19 protein-coding genes are annotated in these 21,929 nt (G+C 34.6%); 1 reads left to right on the forward strand and 18 read right to left on the reverse strand.

All coding sequences use genetic code 11. From position 1 onward, the window contains the following. Positions 1-138 precede the first annotated feature (138 nt). From ABG79_RS09310 to ABG79_RS09345, 9 genes are all read right to left on the reverse strand, one after another. Complete coding sequence (locus tag ABG79_RS09310; protein WP_242859329.1) at positions 139-1,092, reverse strand: type II secretion system F family protein; 954 nt, start codon at positions 1,090-1,092, stop codon at positions 139-141. A 14-nt stretch (positions 1,093-1,106) separates the two neighbouring features. Next, complete coding sequence (locus ABG79_RS09315) at positions 1,107-2,432, reverse strand: TadA family conjugal transfer-associated ATPase (protein WP_057979206.1); 1,326 nt, start codon at positions 2,430-2,432, stop codon at positions 1,107-1,109. An 11-nt stretch (positions 2,433-2,443) separates the two neighbouring features. Continuing rightward, positions 2,444-3,580 (reverse strand): CpaE/TadZ family protein, encoded by a 1,137-nt coding sequence (locus ABG79_RS09320; protein ID WP_057979207.1) that lies wholly within the window; start codon positions 3,578-3,580, stop codon positions 2,444-2,446. A gap of 10 nt (positions 3,581-3,590) precedes the next feature. Further along, positions 3,591-4,514, reverse strand: a complete 924-nt coding sequence (gene cpaB, locus ABG79_RS09325) for a Flp pilus assembly protein CpaB (RefSeq protein ID WP_057979208.1) — start codon at positions 4,512-4,514, stop codon at positions 3,591-3,593. Positions 4,515-4,522: 8 nt separating this feature from the next. Then, positions 4,523-5,407, reverse strand: coding sequence for a pilus assembly protein TadG-related protein (locus ABG79_RS09330; protein WP_057979209.1), 885 nt, complete (start codon positions 5,405-5,407; stop codon positions 4,523-4,525). A gap of 10 nt (positions 5,408-5,417) precedes the next feature. Continuing rightward, positions 5,418-5,795 (reverse strand): TadE/TadG family type IV pilus assembly protein, encoded by a 378-nt coding sequence (locus ABG79_RS09335; RefSeq protein ID WP_057979210.1) that lies wholly within the window; start codon positions 5,793-5,795, stop codon positions 5,418-5,420. 111 nt (positions 5,796-5,906) lie between these two features. Then, positions 5,907-6,077: a Flp family type IVb pilin gene (locus tag ABG79_RS12280; RefSeq protein WP_083490404.1), complete on the reverse strand. Its 171-nt coding sequence runs from the start codon at positions 6,075-6,077 to the stop codon at positions 5,907-5,909. Between the two features lie 141 nt (positions 6,078-6,218). Beyond that, a complete protein-coding gene (locus ABG79_RS09340) occupies positions 6,219-6,878 on the reverse strand; it encodes a response regulator (protein WP_057979211.1) in 660 nt (219 codons plus the stop codon). Next, complete coding sequence (locus tag ABG79_RS09345) at positions 6,862-8,034, reverse strand: sensor histidine kinase (RefSeq protein WP_057979212.1); 1,173 nt, start codon at positions 8,032-8,034, stop codon at positions 6,862-6,864. Before ABG79_RS09345 ends, ABG79_RS09340 begins: the two co-directional genes overlap by 17 nt. 225 nt (positions 8,035-8,259) lie before the next feature. Between ABG79_RS09345 and ABG79_RS09350 the strand changes: the two genes are divergently transcribed. Then, on the forward strand, positions 8,260-11,154 hold the full coding sequence (locus tag ABG79_RS09350; protein ID WP_057979213.1) for an HD domain-containing phosphohydrolase: 2,895 nt from the start codon (positions 8,260-8,262) through the stop codon (positions 11,152-11,154). A gap of 92 nt (positions 11,155-11,246) precedes the next feature. Here ABG79_RS09350 and xylB read toward each other — a convergent pair whose 3' ends face one another. The 9 genes from xylB to ABG79_RS09395 form a co-directional block, all read right to left on the reverse strand. Continuing rightward, positions 11,247-12,740: a xylulokinase gene (gene xylB, locus ABG79_RS09355; RefSeq protein ID WP_057979214.1), complete on the reverse strand. Its 1,494-nt coding sequence runs from the start codon at positions 12,738-12,740 to the stop codon at positions 11,247-11,249. 50 nt (positions 12,741-12,790) lie between these two features. Further along, positions 12,791-14,107, reverse strand: coding sequence for a xylose isomerase (gene xylA, locus ABG79_RS09360; protein ID WP_057979215.1), 1,317 nt, complete (start codon positions 14,105-14,107; stop codon positions 12,791-12,793). 13 nt (positions 14,108-14,120) lie between these two features. Further along, positions 14,121-15,443: a GH1 family beta-glucosidase gene (locus tag ABG79_RS09365; RefSeq protein ID WP_200956812.1), complete on the reverse strand. Its 1,323-nt coding sequence runs from the start codon at positions 15,441-15,443 to the stop codon at positions 14,121-14,123. Positions 15,444-15,456: 13 nt separating this feature from the next. Then, positions 15,457-16,479: a LacI family DNA-binding transcriptional regulator gene (locus ABG79_RS09370; RefSeq protein WP_057979216.1), complete on the reverse strand. Its 1,023-nt coding sequence runs from the start codon at positions 16,477-16,479 to the stop codon at positions 15,457-15,459. Between the two features lie 54 nt (positions 16,480-16,533). Further along, positions 16,534-18,084 (reverse strand): glycoside hydrolase family 43 protein, encoded by a 1,551-nt coding sequence (locus ABG79_RS09375; protein ID WP_057979217.1) that lies wholly within the window; start codon positions 18,082-18,084, stop codon positions 16,534-16,536. Positions 18,085-18,104: 20 nt separating this feature from the next. Continuing rightward, complete coding sequence (locus ABG79_RS09380; protein WP_057979218.1) at positions 18,105-18,944, reverse strand: carbohydrate ABC transporter permease; 840 nt, start codon at positions 18,942-18,944, stop codon at positions 18,105-18,107. Beyond that, positions 18,928-19,878: a carbohydrate ABC transporter permease gene (locus ABG79_RS09385; protein ID WP_057979219.1), complete on the reverse strand. Its 951-nt coding sequence runs from the start codon at positions 19,876-19,878 to the stop codon at positions 18,928-18,930. Before ABG79_RS09385 ends, ABG79_RS09380 begins: the two co-directional genes overlap by 17 nt. Before the next feature lie 87 nt (positions 19,879-19,965). Next, on the reverse strand, positions 19,966-21,399 hold the full coding sequence (locus ABG79_RS09390; protein ID WP_057979220.1) for an ABC transporter substrate-binding protein: 1,434 nt from the start codon (positions 21,397-21,399) through the stop codon (positions 19,966-19,968). 280 nt (positions 21,400-21,679) lie between these two features. Next, positions 21,680-21,841 (reverse strand): zinc-ribbon domain-containing protein, encoded by a 162-nt coding sequence (locus ABG79_RS09395; RefSeq protein WP_057979221.1) that lies wholly within the window; start codon positions 21,839-21,841, stop codon positions 21,680-21,682. Between the last annotated feature and the right edge of the window lie 88 nt (positions 21,842-21,929).

Here is a 21,929-nt window from a genome sequence, read left to right on the forward strand (position 1 = left end):
TTTTATCGTCCTTTATCAAATTTATTCTTTGTTCGAGTTTTATTTTTTCGCTGTTTAATTGCACAAGCGCTGCATATGAAAGTATAAACATCAGTAGAAAGATTATTGTTGAAACTAAAAAGAGCATCCTGCCACCCCCTATACTTCGATATTTATTATTTTTCTAATGAACAAAAGCCCAATGAATTCACTAATAATAGATGCAATTATCATAAATATTCCTATCCTTGTAGTGAACAAAAGCATTATATATTCCTTATTAAATGCATATATTACAAGACCTAAGAATACAGGCATTAAGCCTATAATAAGCCCTGAAAGTTTGCCCTGTGCCGTAAGAGTTTTTAATTCGTTTTTTATCTTTTGCCTTTCTCTTATGGTTTCAGATATATTATCAAGTATCTCCGAAAGATTCCCTCCAATGTCCTTTTGAATTAAAAGAGCGTTTATTAATAAATTTAAATCCTCTGAAACAACTCTCTGCTGAAGGCTTCTAAAAGCTTCTTCTTCTGGCATACCAAGGCTCATCTCCTTTAAAAGCCTTTTAAATTCCTTTCCAAGAGGTTCCTTTATCTGCTCGCTTACTACAGATAATGCTTGTAAAAATGAGTATCCTGCCTTTAGTGAATTTGAAATAATGACGATAGCTTCTGTTAATTGGCTGTCGAACATCTTAAATCTGTCGTTCTTTCGCTTTAATATGATTAGAGAAGGAATATTCCAAACTATAACCATAGTAAAGGATGACAAGAGCAAATCCCTTGTTATGCTGTAAATTAAAAACACAATAACAAATGTCGATAAAAGTTTAATAACTAAAAGCTCCTCAAATGTCAAGGGAACGTCTGCCCTTATAAGTTCAAGCTCAGTTTTTCTAATATTCTTCTTGTTAAATTTAAAATCAGGGACCAAATTGGAAAGAATTTTAATTAAGCTTATCCTTTCCTTCTTTAGGCTCTTTTTTTCCTCAACAAAGTCTTCTTCGAAATATTTCAATTTATCTATAGGCTTTTGCCTTCCGTATATAATAATCAAAATTGCAGCTGTCAATAAAAACACCGCAAGAAAAACGATAAAAAGTATAATTGCCATATAATCACTTCCAATTACTGAAATATTTCAGATGGGATTATAATTCCCTTTTCCTTAAGTTTTTGCATAAACTTTGGCATAACTCCTGTAAAAATAAATTCTCCCTTTACCTTGCCCTTATTATCAAGTCCTCTTTGTTCATACCTGAATATATCCTGAAGTATTATTACATCGCCTTCCATACCCTGAACTTCTGTTATATGGGTAATTTTTCTACTCCCGTCCATGAGTCTTGACTGCTGAATTATTAAATCTATAGCAGATGCAATCTGGTCTCTAATTGCCTTTACAGGTAGATTCATACCCGACATCAAAACCATTGTCTCAAGTCTTGATAGCATATCCCTAGGCGAATTGGCATGACCTGTGGTTAGCGAGCCATCGTGGCCTGTATTCATTGCCTGAAGCATATCGAGCGCCTCACCGCTTCTTACTTCACCGACTACTATTCTGTCCGGCCTCATTCTAAGGCTGTTTTTCACAAGATCTCTTATTGTTATCTCACCTTTACCTTCAAGATTAGCCGGCCTTGTTTCCAGCCTTACAACATGCTCCTGCGATAGCTGCAATTCTGCTGCATCTTCTATCGTTATAATTCTTTCCTCGTTTGGAATAAAAGATGATAAAACGTTCAAAGTAGTCGTCTTACCACTTCCTGTTCCACCTGATACAACAATATTCAGCCTTCCCTGAACGCAGGACTTCAAAAACTCTGCCATTTTAGATGTCATTGTCCCAAAACTTATTAAATCATCAACTGTAAAAGGATCCTCCGAAAATTTTCTGATTGTAATGGACGGCCCATCTATTGCAAGAGGGGGAATTATGGCATTAACTCTTGAACCATTCGGTAATCTTGCATCAACCATAGGAGAACTTTCATCTATTCTTCTTCCTAAGGGGGAAACGATTTTTTTGATTACGTGCATAACGTGATCATCATTTTTAAATTTTGCATCGGTTAAAGTTAGTTTACCGTGCCTTTCAACATATATTTTTGATGGGCCATTTACCATTATTTCAGTAACGGAGCTGTCCTTTAAGAAAGGTGTAATTGGACCAAAGCCAATTATCTCATCTATTAATTCTTCCCTAATCTTTTTCTTTTGGTTATTAGTTAAGTTTAGCGATTCCTCTTCTATATGCTTAGTTAAAATTGAATTAATCTTTTGTATTAATTCTTCATTTTGTTCTGATATTTCCTTAAAATCTATATCAAGTTCCTCAATTACCTTATTTTGAATCTTTGTTTTTAATTCTAAATATGGGTCGATTTCCTTTTCATTTTTGTTCTGCTTCTTATCTATGTTTATTGCTTCTAATCTTTTAATTAAAGACATTGAAATCCCCCCTAAACCTCCAGCGTCTTACACAGTGTTTCAATTGCCTTTGCCAGTTTTGATTTTATCAGTTTATTGTTGTCCATAAACGGTTTTCCATTGTTTATAGATGGCAAAACTGTCTTCTCATCATCTGGAATGCTTGCAAATATATTTTCCTTAAATACATCTTCAACGTCTCCCTTGTTTATTCCATAGTCTGTGTTGAATCTGTTGATGACTATCTTTACTTTTTTATTATCATATCCTAACGATTTCATGACCGAAAGCCCAAGCTTTGTGTTTTTCAGCGAAATTATATCCATCGTCGAAATCAACAATATATAGTCTGAATTATCAAGAACGTATAATGTAGTGTCGTTAAAATTTATTCCAGTATCCACTATTATCAAATCGTAGTGCCTTTTAATGATTTTAAATATTTTCTCCACGCTATCCTTTCCAATATATTCAGCCGATTCTGGTTTTTTAGGAGCAAATAAAATATCAAGGTTCTCCTTGTAGCCGAATATATAGGGCTTTAAGCTGTTATAGGAATCAAGCTGTTCATCATCTATAGTATCAAGAATAGTCTTATGATTTGCTCCGTCAACCATTAGGGATACATCACCGAACATCAAATCCATGTCAATTAGAATAGTCTTCTTAGTCTTGCTAAACTCTACTGCGCTGTTAACAGCAAGGACTGTTTTCCCAACTCCGCCTTTTGAGCTAAAAAAAGTCACTATTTTTCCATCCCTAATCTCTTCCTCGACATTCAGTTTTGAAAGTATATCCTTATATCTTTCGTAGGTTACTTTAATTGTTTCGATAAGCGATTCATAGTTAAATGGTTTTATAATATATTCTTTAGCACCATAGAACATGGCTTTTTTTAGGTATTCGCTTTCTCCCTGAACTGACATAATGATTACAATTACATTTGGATATAATTTTGTAATCCTTTCTGTTGCTTCAAGCCCGTTTAAAACAGGCATGTTTATATCCATCAAAACAACATCCGGCTTAAGCTTAGGTATAAGCCTTAAAGTTTCTTCACCATCACAGGCTTCCCCTACTATTTCAAATTCATCCTCCAAAAGAAGAATCTTTTTAATTATGTCCCTTGTTTCCTTTATATCATCTGCAATTAATACTTTAATCTTCATGGTATCACTCCTATTCAAAGGCGACCGGAATTTTTATCACCATACCTGGAACGATTATGTTTTCATCCTTTATTTTGTTTATTTCCTTTAAAAGTGCATAATTATCAGGAACGCCATAGAATGCCCTGCTTATATTTCTCAATGTATCTCCCTTTTTTACCTTGTAGTAAATGTATTTGGTCTTTGTATTAGTGCTACTTGTTCCTGATGAGCCTTTTAATAGGTCGGAATCAATAGTTCCATTCGTATTTATAATCTTATCATCCTTAACAGACCTTAATGCAAGTTTTACAACTCCTATATCTCCTGCAAGGACTAATTTTTCAACATCGTTTGCTGGGACCTCCAATGTAACAAAAAAGTTTGTAGGAACCTTCCCATCGTCCTTTGGACTATTTTCCCTCGAAAGGTTTCTATCAACAGCTAATACCTTTACGTTTTGGAGTATCATCTTTGCTATCTCGGGCCTTATTAATTTATTAGCTTCCCTTTTTTCTTGTAAGAAAACAATCACATCAACATAATCTCCAGGTTTTATTAGATATGAAACTCCAGTATCACCTGTTACATTCATTGAAACTGCTCTTTTATTTTCATCTATCTGAAAACTTAACTCGTTTATATTTTCGCTCTGTAGTTTTTCCTTGATTATAATCTCATCCTTAACTATGTTTTCCTTTGCAAATTTTCCAACAATATGAGAATAGTCCGTGATGAAACTATCTAAAAGAGCATCCTTAGATATTTCAACTTCCTTTAGCATGTCTTTTTGAATCACTGTTCCTTTTGGAATCGAAACCTGTGCAGCAATTATATTTACCATTTCTTCTTTCTTGTTGTTCTTTAGAGAGTTTAGGTAATAATATACTGAAGCTGTTGCCATAATAGATAGGATAAAGGATACTATAATCAGTTTTTTTGCTATTCCCTTCATACTAACACCTACCTTGTAAGTTTTGCACCATAAAGCCCTGTATCATTAAGACTCAAATCTATTTCAGCCCTATCTACATATCTTATAAACCTTCCTGTGATTTCTGCCTTACCTGATTTTTTATAAACATCCTCAACATAGAATTTTGCAAAACCAACCACCTGGACCTTCTTTCTTCCATCAACCTCAAGGGTATTAACAAGTGGCAATGTCCAAATCCTAATTGAGTCCCTGGTAAAATTTTGGAATGTGCTTTGTTCTGAATTTATTAAATTCCTAAGTTCATTTACAACCCCAGCCATATTACCAGGTTCTGTATCTATCCAATCTCCAACGCTTATCTTTCCGTTATATCCATATAGTGCATTATTCCTAAAAACTGCTGCTCCTTGTCCCCCCATTGCTAAAACTCCATAATTTCCGTGATATCCATCCCCAGCATCTTCCTTTAAAACTACTAAGTCTCCATAGTGATAATCATAAGCTACAACTGCAAATGGTCTTATTCCGCCATTTACAGACCTTGCTGGTCCAATTATTGCCTTTGATTTTGCATTAACAATGCTTTTATTTATTCCCATAATTTGTGCAAAGAAGTGCTTTACTTCTTTTTGAGAGCGTATCTCAATGCTTTTGTTGTTTTCAGCAATTAATATTTCAGATTTTCCAACTTCTGCACCGTTTTTTTCAAGATATTCCATTGCAATTTCATAAGCACTTTGAGGGTTAGTAGGAAGTTCTAGTGCTGCAGATAATGCCGCTGCGTCAACAGCATTCTCAAGTTTAATTTTTTCTCCATAAATTATCCCAATATCTATAACATAGGCTGAAAATCCCAAAAGTGCTGTCATTCCTATTGCAACTAGTATCGCTGCGTTTCCCTTTCTTTTCATACCATCACCCTCATTCAACCCTCATTGATGTTTCAGCTTTGAGCTCAATATTGTTGCCCAATAGATTGCTAATTACAGGGACAATTAATTCATAGTCATAGATTACTTTAACGTTTATAGTATCGCCTGATTTTCTACTGCCTTCACCAGGCGTTATTTCTATTCCAAGCTTAGAGTCATCCAGATTTGGTGATATGTTGCGAACTATCTGAATTATCTCGCTGTCGTTAGCACCCATAATTCCATATCTTGCCCCTTCCCTTGAGGCGTTTTGTATTGTTAAATAGGAATTGAGCATCATACCAAATTCTATAATTCCAGCTATTATAAATATCAAAATTGGAAGTATAATTGCAAATTCAACTAAAGCCTGGCCTTTATTTTTCATATTAACCGCCTCTGTTTCCACGCAAATAATTAATTTTTCATTATAAGCTTGTTTAAAAAAAGATATGCAAACTATTTCGCGTTTGCATATCTTTGAAAGTTAATCATGCTCTTATAGGTTTCCATTTATGCCCTCAAACAAAGTCTTTAGTTTAGGTCCCAAAAGAATCAATCCTGCAATAGCTACAACAGCTACCAGCGCGATTATTAACCCATATTCCACCATACCTTGTCCCTTTTGCTTTTTATTTAGAGCCATGAAGGTAAGCAAACTTCTTAGCATAATTTATACCCCCTTATATTTATTCTTAAATTTGTCTACCTTTTGTTAATTCTATTATATTAAGGTTATGAATCTAAAAATAGATTATGAAGGTCCTAACCTTTAGGTAATTTGGTCGCAAAAAAATAGGGACTAAAGTCCCTAAAACTTGAAATGACCTTCAATATCGTTCTGCAGCGCCAATATCGCCGCCTGAACCCTATCGTGAACGTTTAGCTTTAAAAATATACTTGTTGCATAATTTTTTACAGTTTTTTCAGAAAGATATAACATGTCCCCTATTTCCTTATTACTTAACCCCTTTGACATATAGTATAAAACCTCAACTTCACGCTTTGAAAGAGCATCAAATATACTGTTTTTTTCCTTTTCTTTATTTCTGATGTCCTTAAAAAGCAAAGATACCAAGGATTTATCTATATACTTTTCACCGCTATAAACTGTTCTTATTGCATCTACTATTTCTTCAGCTGCAGAGTCCTTTAAGATATACCCATCTGCACCTATGTCTATAGCCGTAAATATAGTAGCTTTATCGCTTTCAACGGTAAGCATAATTACTTTTAATTCACCATATTCTTTTTTAATCCTTCTTAACACCTCAATACCATCCATCTTAGGCATATTAATGTCAAGCAATAATACATCTGGAATATCTCTATTCAAATACGATAATACCTCTTCCCCATTCTTTGCTTTAAAAATTACAATTAAATCCTCTTCAAAACTGACTATTCGCTCAAGTCCCTGCCTTATAAGTTCATGGTCATCTGCAATTAAAACCTTAATCTTTTCCTTCATCTTGAATCACCCCCCTATTGACTGGAAGTTTAATCTTAAATGTTGTTCCATTACCCATTTTAGATACAATATGAAATTCGCCCTGTAGCTGATTTACTCTATCGATTATTCCTAATAATCCATAATTTTCCCCTGTTGTTTTAACTTTTTTTAATGTTTCTTCAACATCAAACCCTATTCCATCATCTGTTATGACTATCATCAGATATTTCATTCCATAGTCAAGCTTAACATCTACATTTCTTGCCTTTGAATGTTTCTTTATATTATTAAGTATTTCCTGAATCATTCTATAAGCAGCGATTTGTATGATTGGTTCAATCTCATCGTTAACTGGCTTTAATCTTAAATTAATGTTAATATTAGTTTCCTCTATAATTGACTTTACATGCTCTTGTATAGTTTGAATCAATCCCAGGTCATCGAAGGACATAGGCCTTAAATCAAAAATGGTATCCCTTATTTCCTTTAAAGCTTTCTTAAGAATTATTTTCAAATCATCTATTTCCTTAAGTCCTTCTTCTATATCCTTCATTATCACCTTAGGCAAAAAGTCAGCTCTCATTACCGCAGATGCGACATACTGGGCAGGTCCATCGTGTATATCCCTTGCTATCCTTGCTCTTTCATACTCCTGTGCCTCAAGTATTTTAATTCCAAGCAACATCTCTGATTCTTTATCATCTATTTCAAAGGCAGGAAGTATATCTCCCTCAAGGAACTTAAGCGCAACGCTAATTTGACTTATTACTTTTTCTGCACTTTTAATGTTCTCATCGAGTTTTCTTAGTTGGAGTTCTAAAGCATCTCTTTTTTCCCTTAAATGTTTTTCTTCTTGTATCCTGCTCATAAGATTGCCTCTAATCTCATAAGCCCTTTCATAAACTTCCCTTATATCTTTTTCTGTATATCTAGAAAAGTCTGAGGATACCTCAACAAGTCTTTTTCTCATTTGCTTATCTAGCTTTTCTAAATGATCCACCTCATCGATTATTTTAATAATATCGTTTTTCAGCTTTGCAATTTCAAACATCAACGATTCCTGTTCTTTTCGTATATTATCTATAATATTAACAATAGCTTCCTTGCTGTTCATAATATTATCTATTATTTTTCTAATAATATTATTGATTTCAACTATATCTATCTTCGGCATCCTCTCACCCCAATATGAGTTTAATTGCTATTTTAATTTAATTATAATTTCATTGTCTAGAAATTACAATTATAAATAATTAATTGTTTGACAAATGGTTTTTCTCATTAATCCTAATATCATTGTCAGAATTCTTTTGTAATTATTTGTAGAAATTTATAATTAGTTGATATATAATAAAAGAATGTAAAAAATAATCGTAGCTTCTTTTTAGGGGGAATTAAAATGTCCTTGAGCAAAAAGCTATTATATACAGTAACAATTGTTCAAATGATTACAATTTTATTGTTTAGCATTATATTTTTTAAGCTAACAATAAATCAAATAAAAAAATATGAAGAAGGCGAAATCATTTCTGAAGTAAAACAAATAGGTAATATAATTGCCAGAGATTTAGATAGTCTTGCCCATTCTACCTCTGATTGGGCCCTTTGGAAGGATACATATTTATTCATAAACGATAAGAATGATAACTATATTAATGAAAACATTAACCTGAAGACATTTGAAAACCTAAATATTAACTATATGATTTTTATTGATTCTAAAAACAAAATAAAATATTATAAAGGATTTGACATCTTAAACGGTAATGAAATAAAGGTAGATAATCAGTTAATCGATAGAATAAATGCTCTTATAAATAAGTCAAAACAAGGAGAGAAAATATATATAAGCAGCATAGTTAAGGCACAGGATAACTTCGTAATGTTATCAGGCATTCCTATAGCTTACGAAAATGCACCTTTAGAGTATTCAGGTATATTAATTTTTGGTAGAACGCTTGATGAAAATTATGTCGAAAGCATTTCAGAAAGAACAAATATTCCTCTTGAATTAAAAGTTAGCTTTAATAAAACTCAAGATGAAAGAATCATCGGAATTTCAAAAAATATAGCGCTTTCTTATAATCAAAATAAGGAATATATATTGGGAAAAATGTTTTATTCTAATCCTAATGTAACCGACACGTTGGTATTGAGTTTTAAACTTCCAAGAAAAATGTTCTTATTCTATAAAATTATATCCTTAGAAAATATAATAATATTCCTCGTATTAGTTTTAATCTCAGGTTTATTTTTATTCTTCATTATTAAAAATCAAATTACAAACAGAATTTTTAAACTTACAAACGATGTAATCAAAATAAGAAATGATAATGATTTTTCCGAAAGAGTAAGCATAATTAATGGACCAGATGAAGTTTCAACATTATCTGTTGAAATAAATAAAATGCTTGATAAACTTGAAAAATTCAAGAACAATTCAATAGAGCATGAATCCAAATACAGAAATTTGCTTGAAACTTCAAACGAAAGATTAAAACAAATTATCGACTTTCTGCCTGATGCGACATTTGCAATTGATAAAGAGGGAAAGGTAATTGTTTGGAATAGAGCAATGGAGGAGATGTCAAAGGTAAAATCAGAAGACATTCTTGGAAAGGGTAATTTTGAATACTCCATTCCATTCCGAAAGGAACGAAAACCTATATTAATCGATTTTGTATTTAACAAAAATCACAAATTAGACGATTGTTATCTGGATTTCAAGATAAACGATGATGGTTCAGTGATTGGAGAATCTCATGATGTAAACCTTGGAATTTATACATGGGGCAAAGCAAGCCCACTATACGATAAAGATGGAAATATATTTGCTGCTATTGAAACGATAAGAGATATTACAGACAAAATAGAGTCTGAAAAATCAATTATTTATCAAAAGAAATTCTTTGAAACTCTATTTTTAAGGACAGGCGATGCAATTGCAATTTTTAATAAAGATAATAAAATAGTAGACATAAACGAAAACTTTGAAAAAGTATTTGGATACACAAAAGAAGAATGCATAGGCTATGACATAGATGAAATAGTAACAAACAATAATCATGGTATTATTGGACAAGCAAGAGAAATAACAAGCACAGTCTACGATAATGGATATTTTGAAACCGAAGGAATCAGATTTGACAAGAGCGGAAATCCAATAGACATGATTATTAAGGGAGTTACAATAAAAATTGACGGTGAAATTATAGGAGGATTTGCAATTTACTCAGATATATCAAGCAAGAAAAAGTTTGAAAACAAACTGAAGTATTTAAGTTTACACGATAGTTTAACAGGGCTTTACAATAGAAACTATTTTGATAGCAAAATATTAGAGCTTCAAAAATCCGACGAATTCCCTATTTCAATAATATCAATAGATGTTAACGGATTAAAGTTAATAAACGACACATTAGGACATCTTAAAGGAGACGAGCTCTTGGTTAGGGCAAGCCAGATATTGAGAAGGGCGATTGAAGCAGACTTGATTTTTAGAGTAGGAGGAGATGAATTTATAGTCGTCCTGCCAAACACTGATGAAAATTCAGGTGAGGAATTAATAGAAAAAATAATAGATGAGTTTGATAAATATAATAAAGAAAATGCTGATTTCCCAATAAACATCTCGCTGGGTCTTTCAACAGCCAAAAATAAAAATGATTCTTTGATTGAAATATACAAGCGAGCCGACGACTTTATGTATAAGAATAAGTTAATACAAAAGACAAGCCCCAAAAGTCAAATTTTATCTACACTCATGTCCGCACTTGCAGAAAGAGACTTTTTAACAAGCGGACATGCGGATAGAGTTACCAACCTTTGCTTAAAATTGGGTGAGAAAGTTGGTCTTTCTTCAAACGAGCTTACACGATTAACTCTTTTAGGCGAGGTTCACGACCTTGGAAAGGTCGGAATTCCTGATAGCATACTCTTTAAAAATGGACCCCTTGATAATGACGAATGGGAGGTAATGAAGCAGCACTGCGAAAAGGGATACAGAATCGCACTTTCATCTCCTGAGCTTGCAAGCATTGCAGAGCTTATTCTAAAGCATCACGAAAAGTGGGATGGAAGTGGATATCCACTTGGTATAAAAGGTAAAGAAATTCCAATAGAATGTAGAATTCTAAACATCGTCGATTCCTACGACGCCATGATAAGCGATAGACCTTACCGTAAGGGCATGAAAAAGGAAGATGCTATAAAGGAAATAATAAGATGCTCCGGGACTCAGTTTGACCCAGAACTTGTCCCCTTGTTTATTGAAATAATTACTAAAGATGAATAAAAAGGAGAAAATGATTTACAATAATAGTATAAGTTATATTTTCTCCTCCGTAATGATTTAGGCTGTCTCAGATTCTGAGGCAGCCATTAGTTTTACTTAATCAAGCTTAACTCATCAAATGTCGGTTTAAGCCTTTGATATAATTTTTTGTAAACTTCGTAGTATTTTTCATATTCTTTAACATTATCCTCAATTGGATAAATTACATCGGTTACGCCTATTATTTGTTCGCAGGCTGATTCTACCGAGGTGTAGTGCCCATATCCTACGGACGCGAGTATTGCAGCGCCAAGGGCCGGCCCTTCAGTTGAGTTTATTATTTCAACCTTCTTGTTGAATACATCTGCAATAATCTGCCTCCAAAGTCTGCTCTTTGCACCGCCTCCATTTAATCTTACACAATCTATATTTATTCCAAGTTCATCTATCAACCTTAATGAATCCTTAAGCCCATAAGCAACTCCTTCTAATATAGCTCTTGTCATATGCCCTTTTTCATGTGTCATGCTAAGCCCAATAAAAGAGCCTCGCACATCAGGGTCGCTGTATGGGGTTCTTTCTCCCATAAGATATGGCAAAAATATTAGTTTCTGACTGCCTATCGCAGCCTTTTCAGCTTCTTCCATCAAATAATCATAGGATTCCTCTTTAGAGTTAATGCCCTCAACCCACCATTTTAGCGAAGCTGCTGCCGAGAGCATAACGCCCATTACATGCCACTTACCATTTGCATGACAGAATGAATGCAGCCTATTTTCAGCATCGACTGCAAAATCATCAAGCGCAGCAAATACAACTCCCGAAGTCCCAAGCGAAACTGAAGCATTACCTCCGCTTACAACCCCTGTTCCAATAGCTGCTGCTGCCTGGTCGCCAGCACCTGCAACCACCATCGTTCCCTTTAATAGCCCTGTATCGCCTGCAGCCTCCTTAGTGACATAACCTGTGCACTCAAATGACTCATAAAGCTTAGGAAGTATTTTTTCATCGATATTTAAATACTTCAAAAGCTCATAAGACCATCTCTTATTCTTAACATCAAGAAGCAGCATTCCAGATGCATCTGAAAAATCCGTCGCATACTCGCCCGTCAGTTTAAATCTTATATAATCCTTCGGAAGAAGAATGTGTGCAATTTGATCATATATTTGCCTTTTGTTATTCCTAATCCATAAAATCTTAGGAAGTGTAAAACCCGTCAATGCAATATTTCCAGTATAATCGGAAAGTTTATCCCGACCATATTCAATATTTAAATAATCGCACTCCCTTTGAGTTCTCTGGTCACACCATAGAATTGCAGGGTCTAAAACATTATTATTCTTATCGAGCATTACAAGCCCATGCATCTGTCCACTTAGTCCAATTGATTTTACATCTTCTCCTTTTATTCCTGTGTTATCTAATATCTCCCTTATTCCTTCCTTTGTAGATATCCACCACTCCTCTGGGTTTTGTTCTGCCCAGTTTGGATATGGATAATATATTGGAAACTCCTTTGTAGAACTTGCAACAATTTTCCCTTCCCCATCCATTAGTATTATCTTAACCGACGAAGTTCCCAAATCTATCCCCATAAAATACATAATCTCACCCCTATAGTTGGAATTTGGGCTGTCTCAATTACTTTAAACAATCATAAATTGAACATTATCGAATTAATTATGTTTTCAAGGTATTCCTGTCTTGCGCTTTCTAATTCCTTTACTTCTCCTAACTCGAGTGCATACTTTTCCAGGTCTTCTAAGCTTACATTGCCTGAAACTATTTCCTTCCCAATTCCATAAGTATAGCTTGAATATCTATTTTCAATAAATTTATCTATTCTTCCATCCTCAATTATTTTGTTTGCAATCTTGAGCCCGAGTGCAAAAGCATCCATTCCAGCGATGTAAGAATAGAATATATCCTCAGGTTTGTTAGAGCTTCTTCTTGTCTTTGCGTCGAAGTTTAATCCGCCCTTTGTAAATCCTCCAGCCTTTAATACTTCATACATACACATAGCAGTTTCATAAACATTAGTTGGGAATTGGTCCGTATCCCATCCTAAAAGCAAATCTCCCTGATTTGCGTCAATCGAACCAAAAACGCCATTTACCCTTGCAACCCTTAACTCATGTTGGAATGTATGGCCAGCAAGCGTTGCATGGTTTGCTTCAATATTCATCTTAAAATATTTGTCTAGTCCGTATTTTCTCAAAAAGGATATAACGGTAGCCACATCAAAATCATATTGGTGCTTCGTTGGTTCCTTCGGCTTTGGCTCTATATAGAAATCACCTTCGAATCCAATCTTTTTTGCATAATCAACTGCCATTCTCATAAGTCTTGCCATATTATCAAGTTCAAGTCCCATATCTGTATTCAAGAGAGTTTCGTATCCTTCTCTTCCTCCCCAGAATACATATCCCTGTCCACCAAGCTCATGCGTAATATCAAGCGCCTTTTTAATCTGTGCGCCTGCAAACGCAAACACATCTGCATAGGGGCTTGTTCCAGCACCGTGCATGTATCTTGGGTGGCTGAAAAGATTTGCAGTTCCCCACAAAACCTTCTTGTCATACTGCTTCATCAAATCCTTCATAAGACTTACAATTTCATCAAGGGCCCTGTTTGTTTCCTTTAAATTATCAAACTCAGGTGCAATATCCCTGTCGTGGAAGCAAAAATATTCGAGTCCTAATTTGTCCATTAGTTCAAAGGCTGCATATGCTTTATTCTTAAATACTTCTAATTTATCATTTCCACCAAAACTTTTATCCACCGTTCCTCTTCCAAACATGTCTGAGCCTTCTCCACACATCGTATGCCAGTAGCTCATTGAAAACCTTAAATGTTCCTTCATCGTCTTATTTCCAACAACTTCGTCTGGATTATAAAATTTAAATGCAAGTGGATTATCTGATTTTGGGCCTTCATACCTTATTTTTTCTATATTCTTAAAAAATTCCATCTTAAGTCCCCCTTTATTTGTTTCTTGATGCTATTATCTCTTTATATTTAAAAAAGCTATCCTTCTTTATCCTTTGTTGAGTATTGTAGTCTACATATACTATTCCAAAACGTTTTGAATATCCAAATCCCCACTCAAAATTGTCAAGCAATGACCAGCAGAAATATCCTTTTACATTTAACCCTAATTCATTCATCTTTTCAACTGCTCTTAAATGGTCAACAAGATATTCTATTCTATCTATATCGTGCACCCTTCCATCTTCAACTTCATCTTCCCATGCAGAACCATTTTCAGTGATATAAATTGGAAGGTCGGTATATTTTCTTACCATCTTGATTAAATCAACAAATTCATTAGGAGATACATCCCAACCCATAGCCGTTTTTTTGTAGTCTGAATACGCCCCTCTATGAAGAAGTAAGCTGTTTGGGTCATACTCAACTAAAGAACGGTTATAGAAATTTATACCTAAAAAGTCGCATTTTTCGTTTATTATTTCAAAGTCATCTGATTTTATAAAACTAAAATCATCTATCCTTTGCGCATATAGATTAATCATATCAAATGGATATCTCCCTCTAAATAAAGGTTCAAGAAACCATCTGTTTAAAAATCCATCACCATTGTTTGCAGCAATTAAATCCTTATAATCATTGCTTGCAGGATAATATGGGCTTAAGTTAATAGTAATTCCGATTGGTTTTTTAAGCCCCATTTCACGATATTTCCTTACTACCAAACCATGTGATAATAAAAGGTGGTGTGCTACTTTAACCGCTGCCGATATGCTTCTTTTTCCTGGTGCGTGCTCTCCAATTAAGTTAGATAAGAAAGAAGCACACCATGGTTCATTATGCGTTATCCACATATCGACATATTCATCAAGTTCCTCAAAGCATTTATTTGTGTATTCTAAGAAATACTTAATATTATCCCTTACTTCCCAGCCGCCTTTATCCTGAACCCATTGTGGAAGGTCCCAATGATAAAGGGTAGCTGTTGCCTTTATACCCTTTGCTTTAAGTTCCTTTAATAGGTTTTTATAAAACTCCATCCCCTTTGGGTTATATTCTCCTTCTTTAGGGAAAATTCTTGGCCATGCTATTGAAAATCTATAGCTATCGGCACCCAATTCCTTAATAAGTTCAACATCCTCTTTGTATCTGTGATAATGGTCGCATGCAACATCTCCATTGTCCATGTTTAAAACTTTACCCTTAGTTTTTGAGAATGTATCCCAGATAGAAGGAGTCCTTCCATCCTCATCATGGGCACCCTCTATTTGATATGAAGCTGTTGCAACTCCAAATATAAAGTCTTTTTCAAAGCTCATAATAAACCTCCAATTACTCCGCAACTCTTGAGCAGCTATTCCTCATTATCAATTTAGTTGGAATTCGTATCTCATACGGCTCATCAATTTCCTTTTCCTCAATCAAATTGATTAAAAGGTCTGCTGCTCTTTTTCCAATCTCCATTCTATCCTGTTCTATTGTTGTCAGTGGTGGAGTTGTAAAGGCGGAAATTTTAATATTATCAAAACCAACTATGGATATATCCTCTGGTATTCTAAATCCCTTTTCCTGAAAGGTAGTCATGGAGACATATGCAACATCATCATACGCCACATATACTGCAGTTGGAAAATCATCGAATGTCTGCTGCAATAGCTGAAGCGCGGCTTTTTGTCCAGCCTCATGTGTAAAATCCTCAGCCTCCACAACATATTTAGGATTGAATTCCATCCCTCTGGATTCTAAAAACTCCCTATATGCTTCGTATCTTTCTCTTCCAGCTACACTGTTTAAAGGACATGCAATATGAGCTATTTTTCTATGTCCTAAAAAATATAGGTATTCCAATGCCTGAAAGCTTCCCATTCTGTTGTCTGAAATAACTGTATACTTATTTGGATAAATTCCTTCGACTGAAACACATTTAATATCGCTCTCAAGGATAGACTTTATCTCATCTTTAAACTTTGCTCCAACTGCTAAAAGGACCCCATCAACTCCCCTGTAAAGGCAGTGTTCAAGATATGACTCCTCCTTATTACCAAACCTTTTGCTGATGAAAACTATGTCATATCCATATTCGCCAATCCTTGTGTTGAAGCTCTGAAGTATTTCGCTAAAGTGAGGATGCGTAATGCCTGTATGAAGTTCTTCAGACAAAACAACACCTATTAGCCATGTCTTTTTAGTTGCAAGCGCCCTTGCACTGTTGTTTGGTGTATATCCTAATTTATCAGCAGTTTCCATTATTTTTTTGTATGTTTTTTGACTTATTGATTTGTAGTTGTTAAAAGCCTTTGATACAGTTGCTGGTGAACAACCTGCTTCCTTTGCAACATCATATATTGTTACCATATTATTCCCCTCGAATCCATTTTTTAATAAATTATACTATAGTATATTTTGAATTCAATCCAAAATTTTGTATTTGAAATAATAAAAATCTGCAAATGCGCTGTAATCCTTCATATCGATGCAGCTCATTCCAACAAATGCTCCTGTAAAGCCAAGAGGATTTGCGTATTCATCTGAAAGAATGGTCACATCTATGTCATAAGGTATTTCAACCCAATTATTTTCTTCCTTTGCATATAAGAACCTTCCTACTTTATCCTTTACGATTAATTTTAAATATATTTTCCCTTCTCCTACAGGTATTTCTTCTATAGGCATTGAAAATTCCCCGTTGTTTAATACAAGAATTCCAAGGCATTTTCCCTTTTCCTCGTCATAGGATAGCCTTAAAATATATTGATTTAATTCATCATATCTATAAATCAATCCTGCCATCTTCTGAAAATGGTTAAAATTAAATTCAAGACAGGTTTCTGCTTCAAACCTGAAATCCGTCTGCCTTCTTACCAGTATATTCTGATAGTGATTTGACATAGGTGACTGCCCACCGTATAATCTTAACCTTCCATCATCCAATATCTCATGCTTTGCAGGAACCCTTAACGACATAAAATCAAGTTTAAAATTATACTCATCAAATTTATACTCAAAAACTCTTTTTTCAACTTTCTCGCCATAGCCTTCAAATTCAACAGGAGGAGTTAACCCGCCATTTTTTAAATATGGCCAATCATCAATCCAAACTACTTCTGAAATAGCAGTTTCCCTTCCAAGCGGACACCTTTTGTTTTCATCTACCGGTCTTCCGCAAAGGAACGCTATAAACCATCTTCCATCAGGCCCTTGGCATAAACTTCCATGACCTGCTTTTTTAATGTAGGCATTTTCATCAAATCTTGAGGTAACAAGGTGTGTGCTTGGATGAACCTCGTATGGTCCAAATATATTTTTTGAGCGTGCAACAGTTACTGCATGTTCATAGGTTGTCCCACCTTCTGCTGTAATTAAATAATAATATCCATTTCTCTTGTAAAGGTGTGGTCCCTCAACAAGTCCAAGCTCTGTTCCATTAAATATTTTCACCGGCTCTGAAATTGGTTTTAGCGTTTTAGAATCAAGTTCGGTCAAAAGTATTCCTGAAAATTGATATTTTCCTTCTTTTCTGTAATCCCACTCCATATTGACTAAGTATTTTCTTCCATCATCGTCATGAAACAGGGAAGGGTCAAATCCTGAGCAGTTAACAAACACTGGTTCACTCCATGGCCCTTCTATTGAAGGTGCCTTTGTTATATAGTTTGGAGCATCCTTAAATGGTCCAAATGCCCAGTTCTTTACATCTGTAAAAACAAGGTAAAAATAGCCATCACAATAGCTTAGGCATGGTGCCCAAATTCCACCCGATTTAGGATTGCCTGTCATGTTGAGCATTTTTAAATCATCAAGAGGTGATTTAACCGCTTCCCAGTTGGCAAGGTCATTTGATTTTGAGATAGCAACTCCGGGAAAATATTCAAATGTTGAGTTTGCAATGTAAAATGTTCCATCAACGCATATTATGCTTGGGTCTGGATGAAATCCAGTTAAAACAGGATTTTTAATCATATAAATGCACCTACCTTAAGTCATTCTTTAACCGAGCCCATTGCAATACCATTAACTATATATCTTGAGAATAGGATGTAAACTATCAATATAGGAACGATTGATACTGCAAGTCCTAAATATATACTTCCATATTCTGTTCTATATACGTCCCCTCTTAATGTTTGAACAAGCATTGGAAGGGTGTATTTTTGCATCTTTGAAATCAATACAAATGGGGTAAAGAAATTGTTCCACGAACCAACAAATGCGAATATTCCCATTGTAACTGCACCAGGCTTTGCTATTGGAAGCATTATTTTGTGGAAAATTGTAAGCTCACTGCATCCATCAATTCTTGCCGCCTCAATCAGCTCTTTTACAATTGTCGATTCTAAATATTGTATAGCAAAGAATATTGAGCTTGGGGCAGCAATTGCCGGGACAATAAGGGGGATATAGCTATTTAATAGATTTAGCAGCGACATATATTTATAAAATCCTATTATGGCAACTTGAGTTGGCACCATAACAAGAAGTATTATAAATCCATATAAAAACTTTTTTGAAGCAAAATCATAAACATGTATCGCGTAAGCAAACATCATAGAAAAATATACCGTTAAAACCGTAACTGCTACTGAAATGAAAGCGCTGTTATAAAATCCTCTCCATATGTTAAAGCCTCTGTTGGTGAGATTTTTCCAGTTAACAAATAAATTATTGCTTGGAACAAGGCTAAGTCCCTGCTGTATCTCTGGAGTTGAACGAGTAGCATTAACCAAAAGAATCCAAATTGGAACAACGCATAGTAAAAATAAAATTGCAAGAATAATATATATAAAAACTCTCATTAATTTCGTTTTAATTGTGTAGTTCATAACCCTTTACCTCCCCTTTAACAGCCTTTGCATTATTTTTTGAATCCTTTTCACTTAATAGTTTTACAATAAGAAGTGCTGAGAGGCAGGTAACAATAAATATCATAACTCCAACGCTTGCAGCTGCTCCTATGTGTCCCTTGCTGCTTGAAAATTTCATATACATGAGTATGTTCATCGTCATAATAGAGCCATTTGGCGAACCTCGTCCATCGGTTAGCATATATGGAATGTCAAACATCTGCATTCCTCCAACCAATGATGTAACCAAAACATAAACAAGAACAGGTCTTAATAGAGGAAGTGTTATCTTTCTAAACATCTGCCATGAATTAGCTCCATCCACCATCGCCGATTCGTAGAAGGATGGTGAAATTGAAGTCATACCAGCCATAAGAATTATTAGTGTTGAACCAAACCACATCCACCATTGTATAAACGCTACTATTGATACTGTCCATCCGCTATGTCTAAAATACTCTATTGCATCATTAATTATGCCAAGTCTTACTGCCGCTTGATTTACAGGTCCGTAAAATGAAAAGAAGTTAAAAAATAATACCGCAATAGTTGCAGGCATTAATATGTTTGGAAGGTAGAAAATAGTTCTCCAAAAACCTACAAATTTAATCTTTAATCTTGTGCTTGTAAACCAGACTGCAAGAAGCATAGCTATTCCTATCTGAGGTATAAAGTTTAATAGCCATATTTTCCATGTGTTTAATAGCGATTGGATAAAAAATCTATCGTCAAATAATTTTTTAAAGTTTTCGAATCCAATTAATTTGTATGCCTTACTCATCATGGTCATATTAGTAAAGCTAAGATAAAATGTATATACAAGCGGATAAAGGCTGAATAAAAGAAATCCAATGATAAAAGGTGCGGTAAATATATATCCATAATAATTTTTATTAATCTTCGTATTTGCCAAGGCTACTACACCCTTTCTTTTTCAATTTTACAATAGGAGCTGTCTCAAAACACTCAAGTTATTTGATTTAAGACAGCTCCTTAAAAATCATTCTACGATAAGTTCTGGTAAAGCGTTCTTTACTGCTTCCTTGAATTGCTTTAGAGCCTGTTCTTTTGTAGCCTTTCCTGCAGCATAATTGTTAAGTGGGTCGTTTAATGCACGCTGAATAGCATCATCTGTTCCTTGAAGCAATTTCAAGCTTATATTTGGTGCAGCCTCAGCAAAGCTCTTGTATGAGTTTTGTCCTGCGAGGAATTTTGATGTTTCTGCGTTATCAAATTGTGATGCGATTTCTTCAACAACCTTTTGGCTTGATACAAAGTCTCCAGGGCCCTGTGATAACTTGTCTCCTATTGTTGGGTCAATCTTCTTCAAGTATTCATTTGTATATGTTCCAAGTGCCCAATTTTTGAGGTTTTCTTCATCAAGAGCAACAAATTTAACGAATTCCTTTGCAAGGTCTAAGTTCTTTGTTCCCTTAACTGCTGCTACCCATGTTCCACCCCATTGATATGGCATAGGTCCATTTATACAAGCCCAGTCTCCAGCAGTATTTTTACCAACTGTCTTAGTCTTGTCAGAACCTTCAACCTTAACTTCCTTTGGAGCTGAGTTAGGCATTAAAACATATGGAAGTCCCCATGTAGGAAGAATGTATGAGAAAACTTGCTTTGGATTTCCCTTAGCATCAACAAGTGAATCGTTCATTCCAGCGAACCAACCTTCCTGCCATTGATTTGCTTGAGCTTCATAACCGTTTTGTCTGAATGATTTTGCAACTTCAAATAGTTCATCAACCTTAGGGTCGATAACCAATTTGCCGTCAACAACCCATGGCTGTTGTCTGTTTGCAAAGAATAGGTTTGTGAAATCACCAATTGAAGCTACCATGTAGGTGTTTCCTTTTGATTTTTCCTTTATAACCTTTGCTGCTTGTTCAAATTTTTTCATATCTCCAACTATTTCTTGAATCTTTTCTGGGTCATCTGTTCCAAAATATTTCTTAGCAAGGCTTCTTCTGTAGAAGTATGCACCAGGAGTTGCCTGATATGAAAATGCCTTAACTATTCCATCATGAGTTGCCATGTCTATTGTAAATTGATATGTTTTTAGTTGTTGTGCAAGCGGGAGTAAATCTGATAAATCCTCTAAATAGTCGCTTTCAATAAATTCTCTAACAAATGACGCTTCAAGAGCGATAACGTCTGGGCCTTCCCCTGCTTGAAGAGCTGATTTTATCTTTGTCTGATATTCTCCGTTTGTCATAGGAATCATTGTGTATTCAACTTTTATGTCAGGGTGTTTTCCTTGAAATGCTACTGCCATCGTCTTAACTTCGTCAGTAAATGACCAGATTCTAAGAACCTTTGGCTCATTTGATTGAGTGTTGTTATTAGTTTCAGCTGACTTGTTTGAGCATCCTGCAAATAAGCTCATTAACATAAAAGCTGCCATGAGTAATGAAATTAGCTTTTTCATTAATCCCCTCTCCCCTTTTAATAAATTTTGTTTACGAAACCGGTTTCCTTGTTTCTATAAATATGTTATCATACTTTTCAGAATATTTCAATTAGGAAACTTTTGTTTCCTTAATTATTTTTGTAACAATCTTTGTTTTTCGCCCCCAAATTACCATATATATGTAAAATCCATCAGATTTATGTCTATTTTTAGGAAACCGATTTCCTTATTTTATGAAAAACTTAATCTTAAGTGCCTGGCACCAAAAAATAAGAAAAGCAGCCTAAGGCTGCTTTAATTATCTGTTGAAGTTTCTCTTTTCAGCTTTCTTTGCTCTTCTGCAATCTGGGCATCTCTTTGGTTCGTTTTCGAATCCTTTTTCCTTGTAGAAAGCTTGTTCTCCTTCAGTGAAAACGAATTCCTTTCCACAGTCTACACAGTTTAACTTCTTGTCTGCCATTTTAACATTCCTCCAAAAATAATTATTTTGATTCAAAGACCCTTAATAACCATTCCCAAAGAGGAATGTTAAAGTCTTATTGAATACT

Source organism: Caloramator mitchellensis, assembly GCF_001440545.1.
GTDB classification, from domain to species: domain Bacteria; phylum Bacillota; class Clostridia; order Clostridiales; family Caloramatoraceae; genus Caloramator; species Caloramator mitchellensis.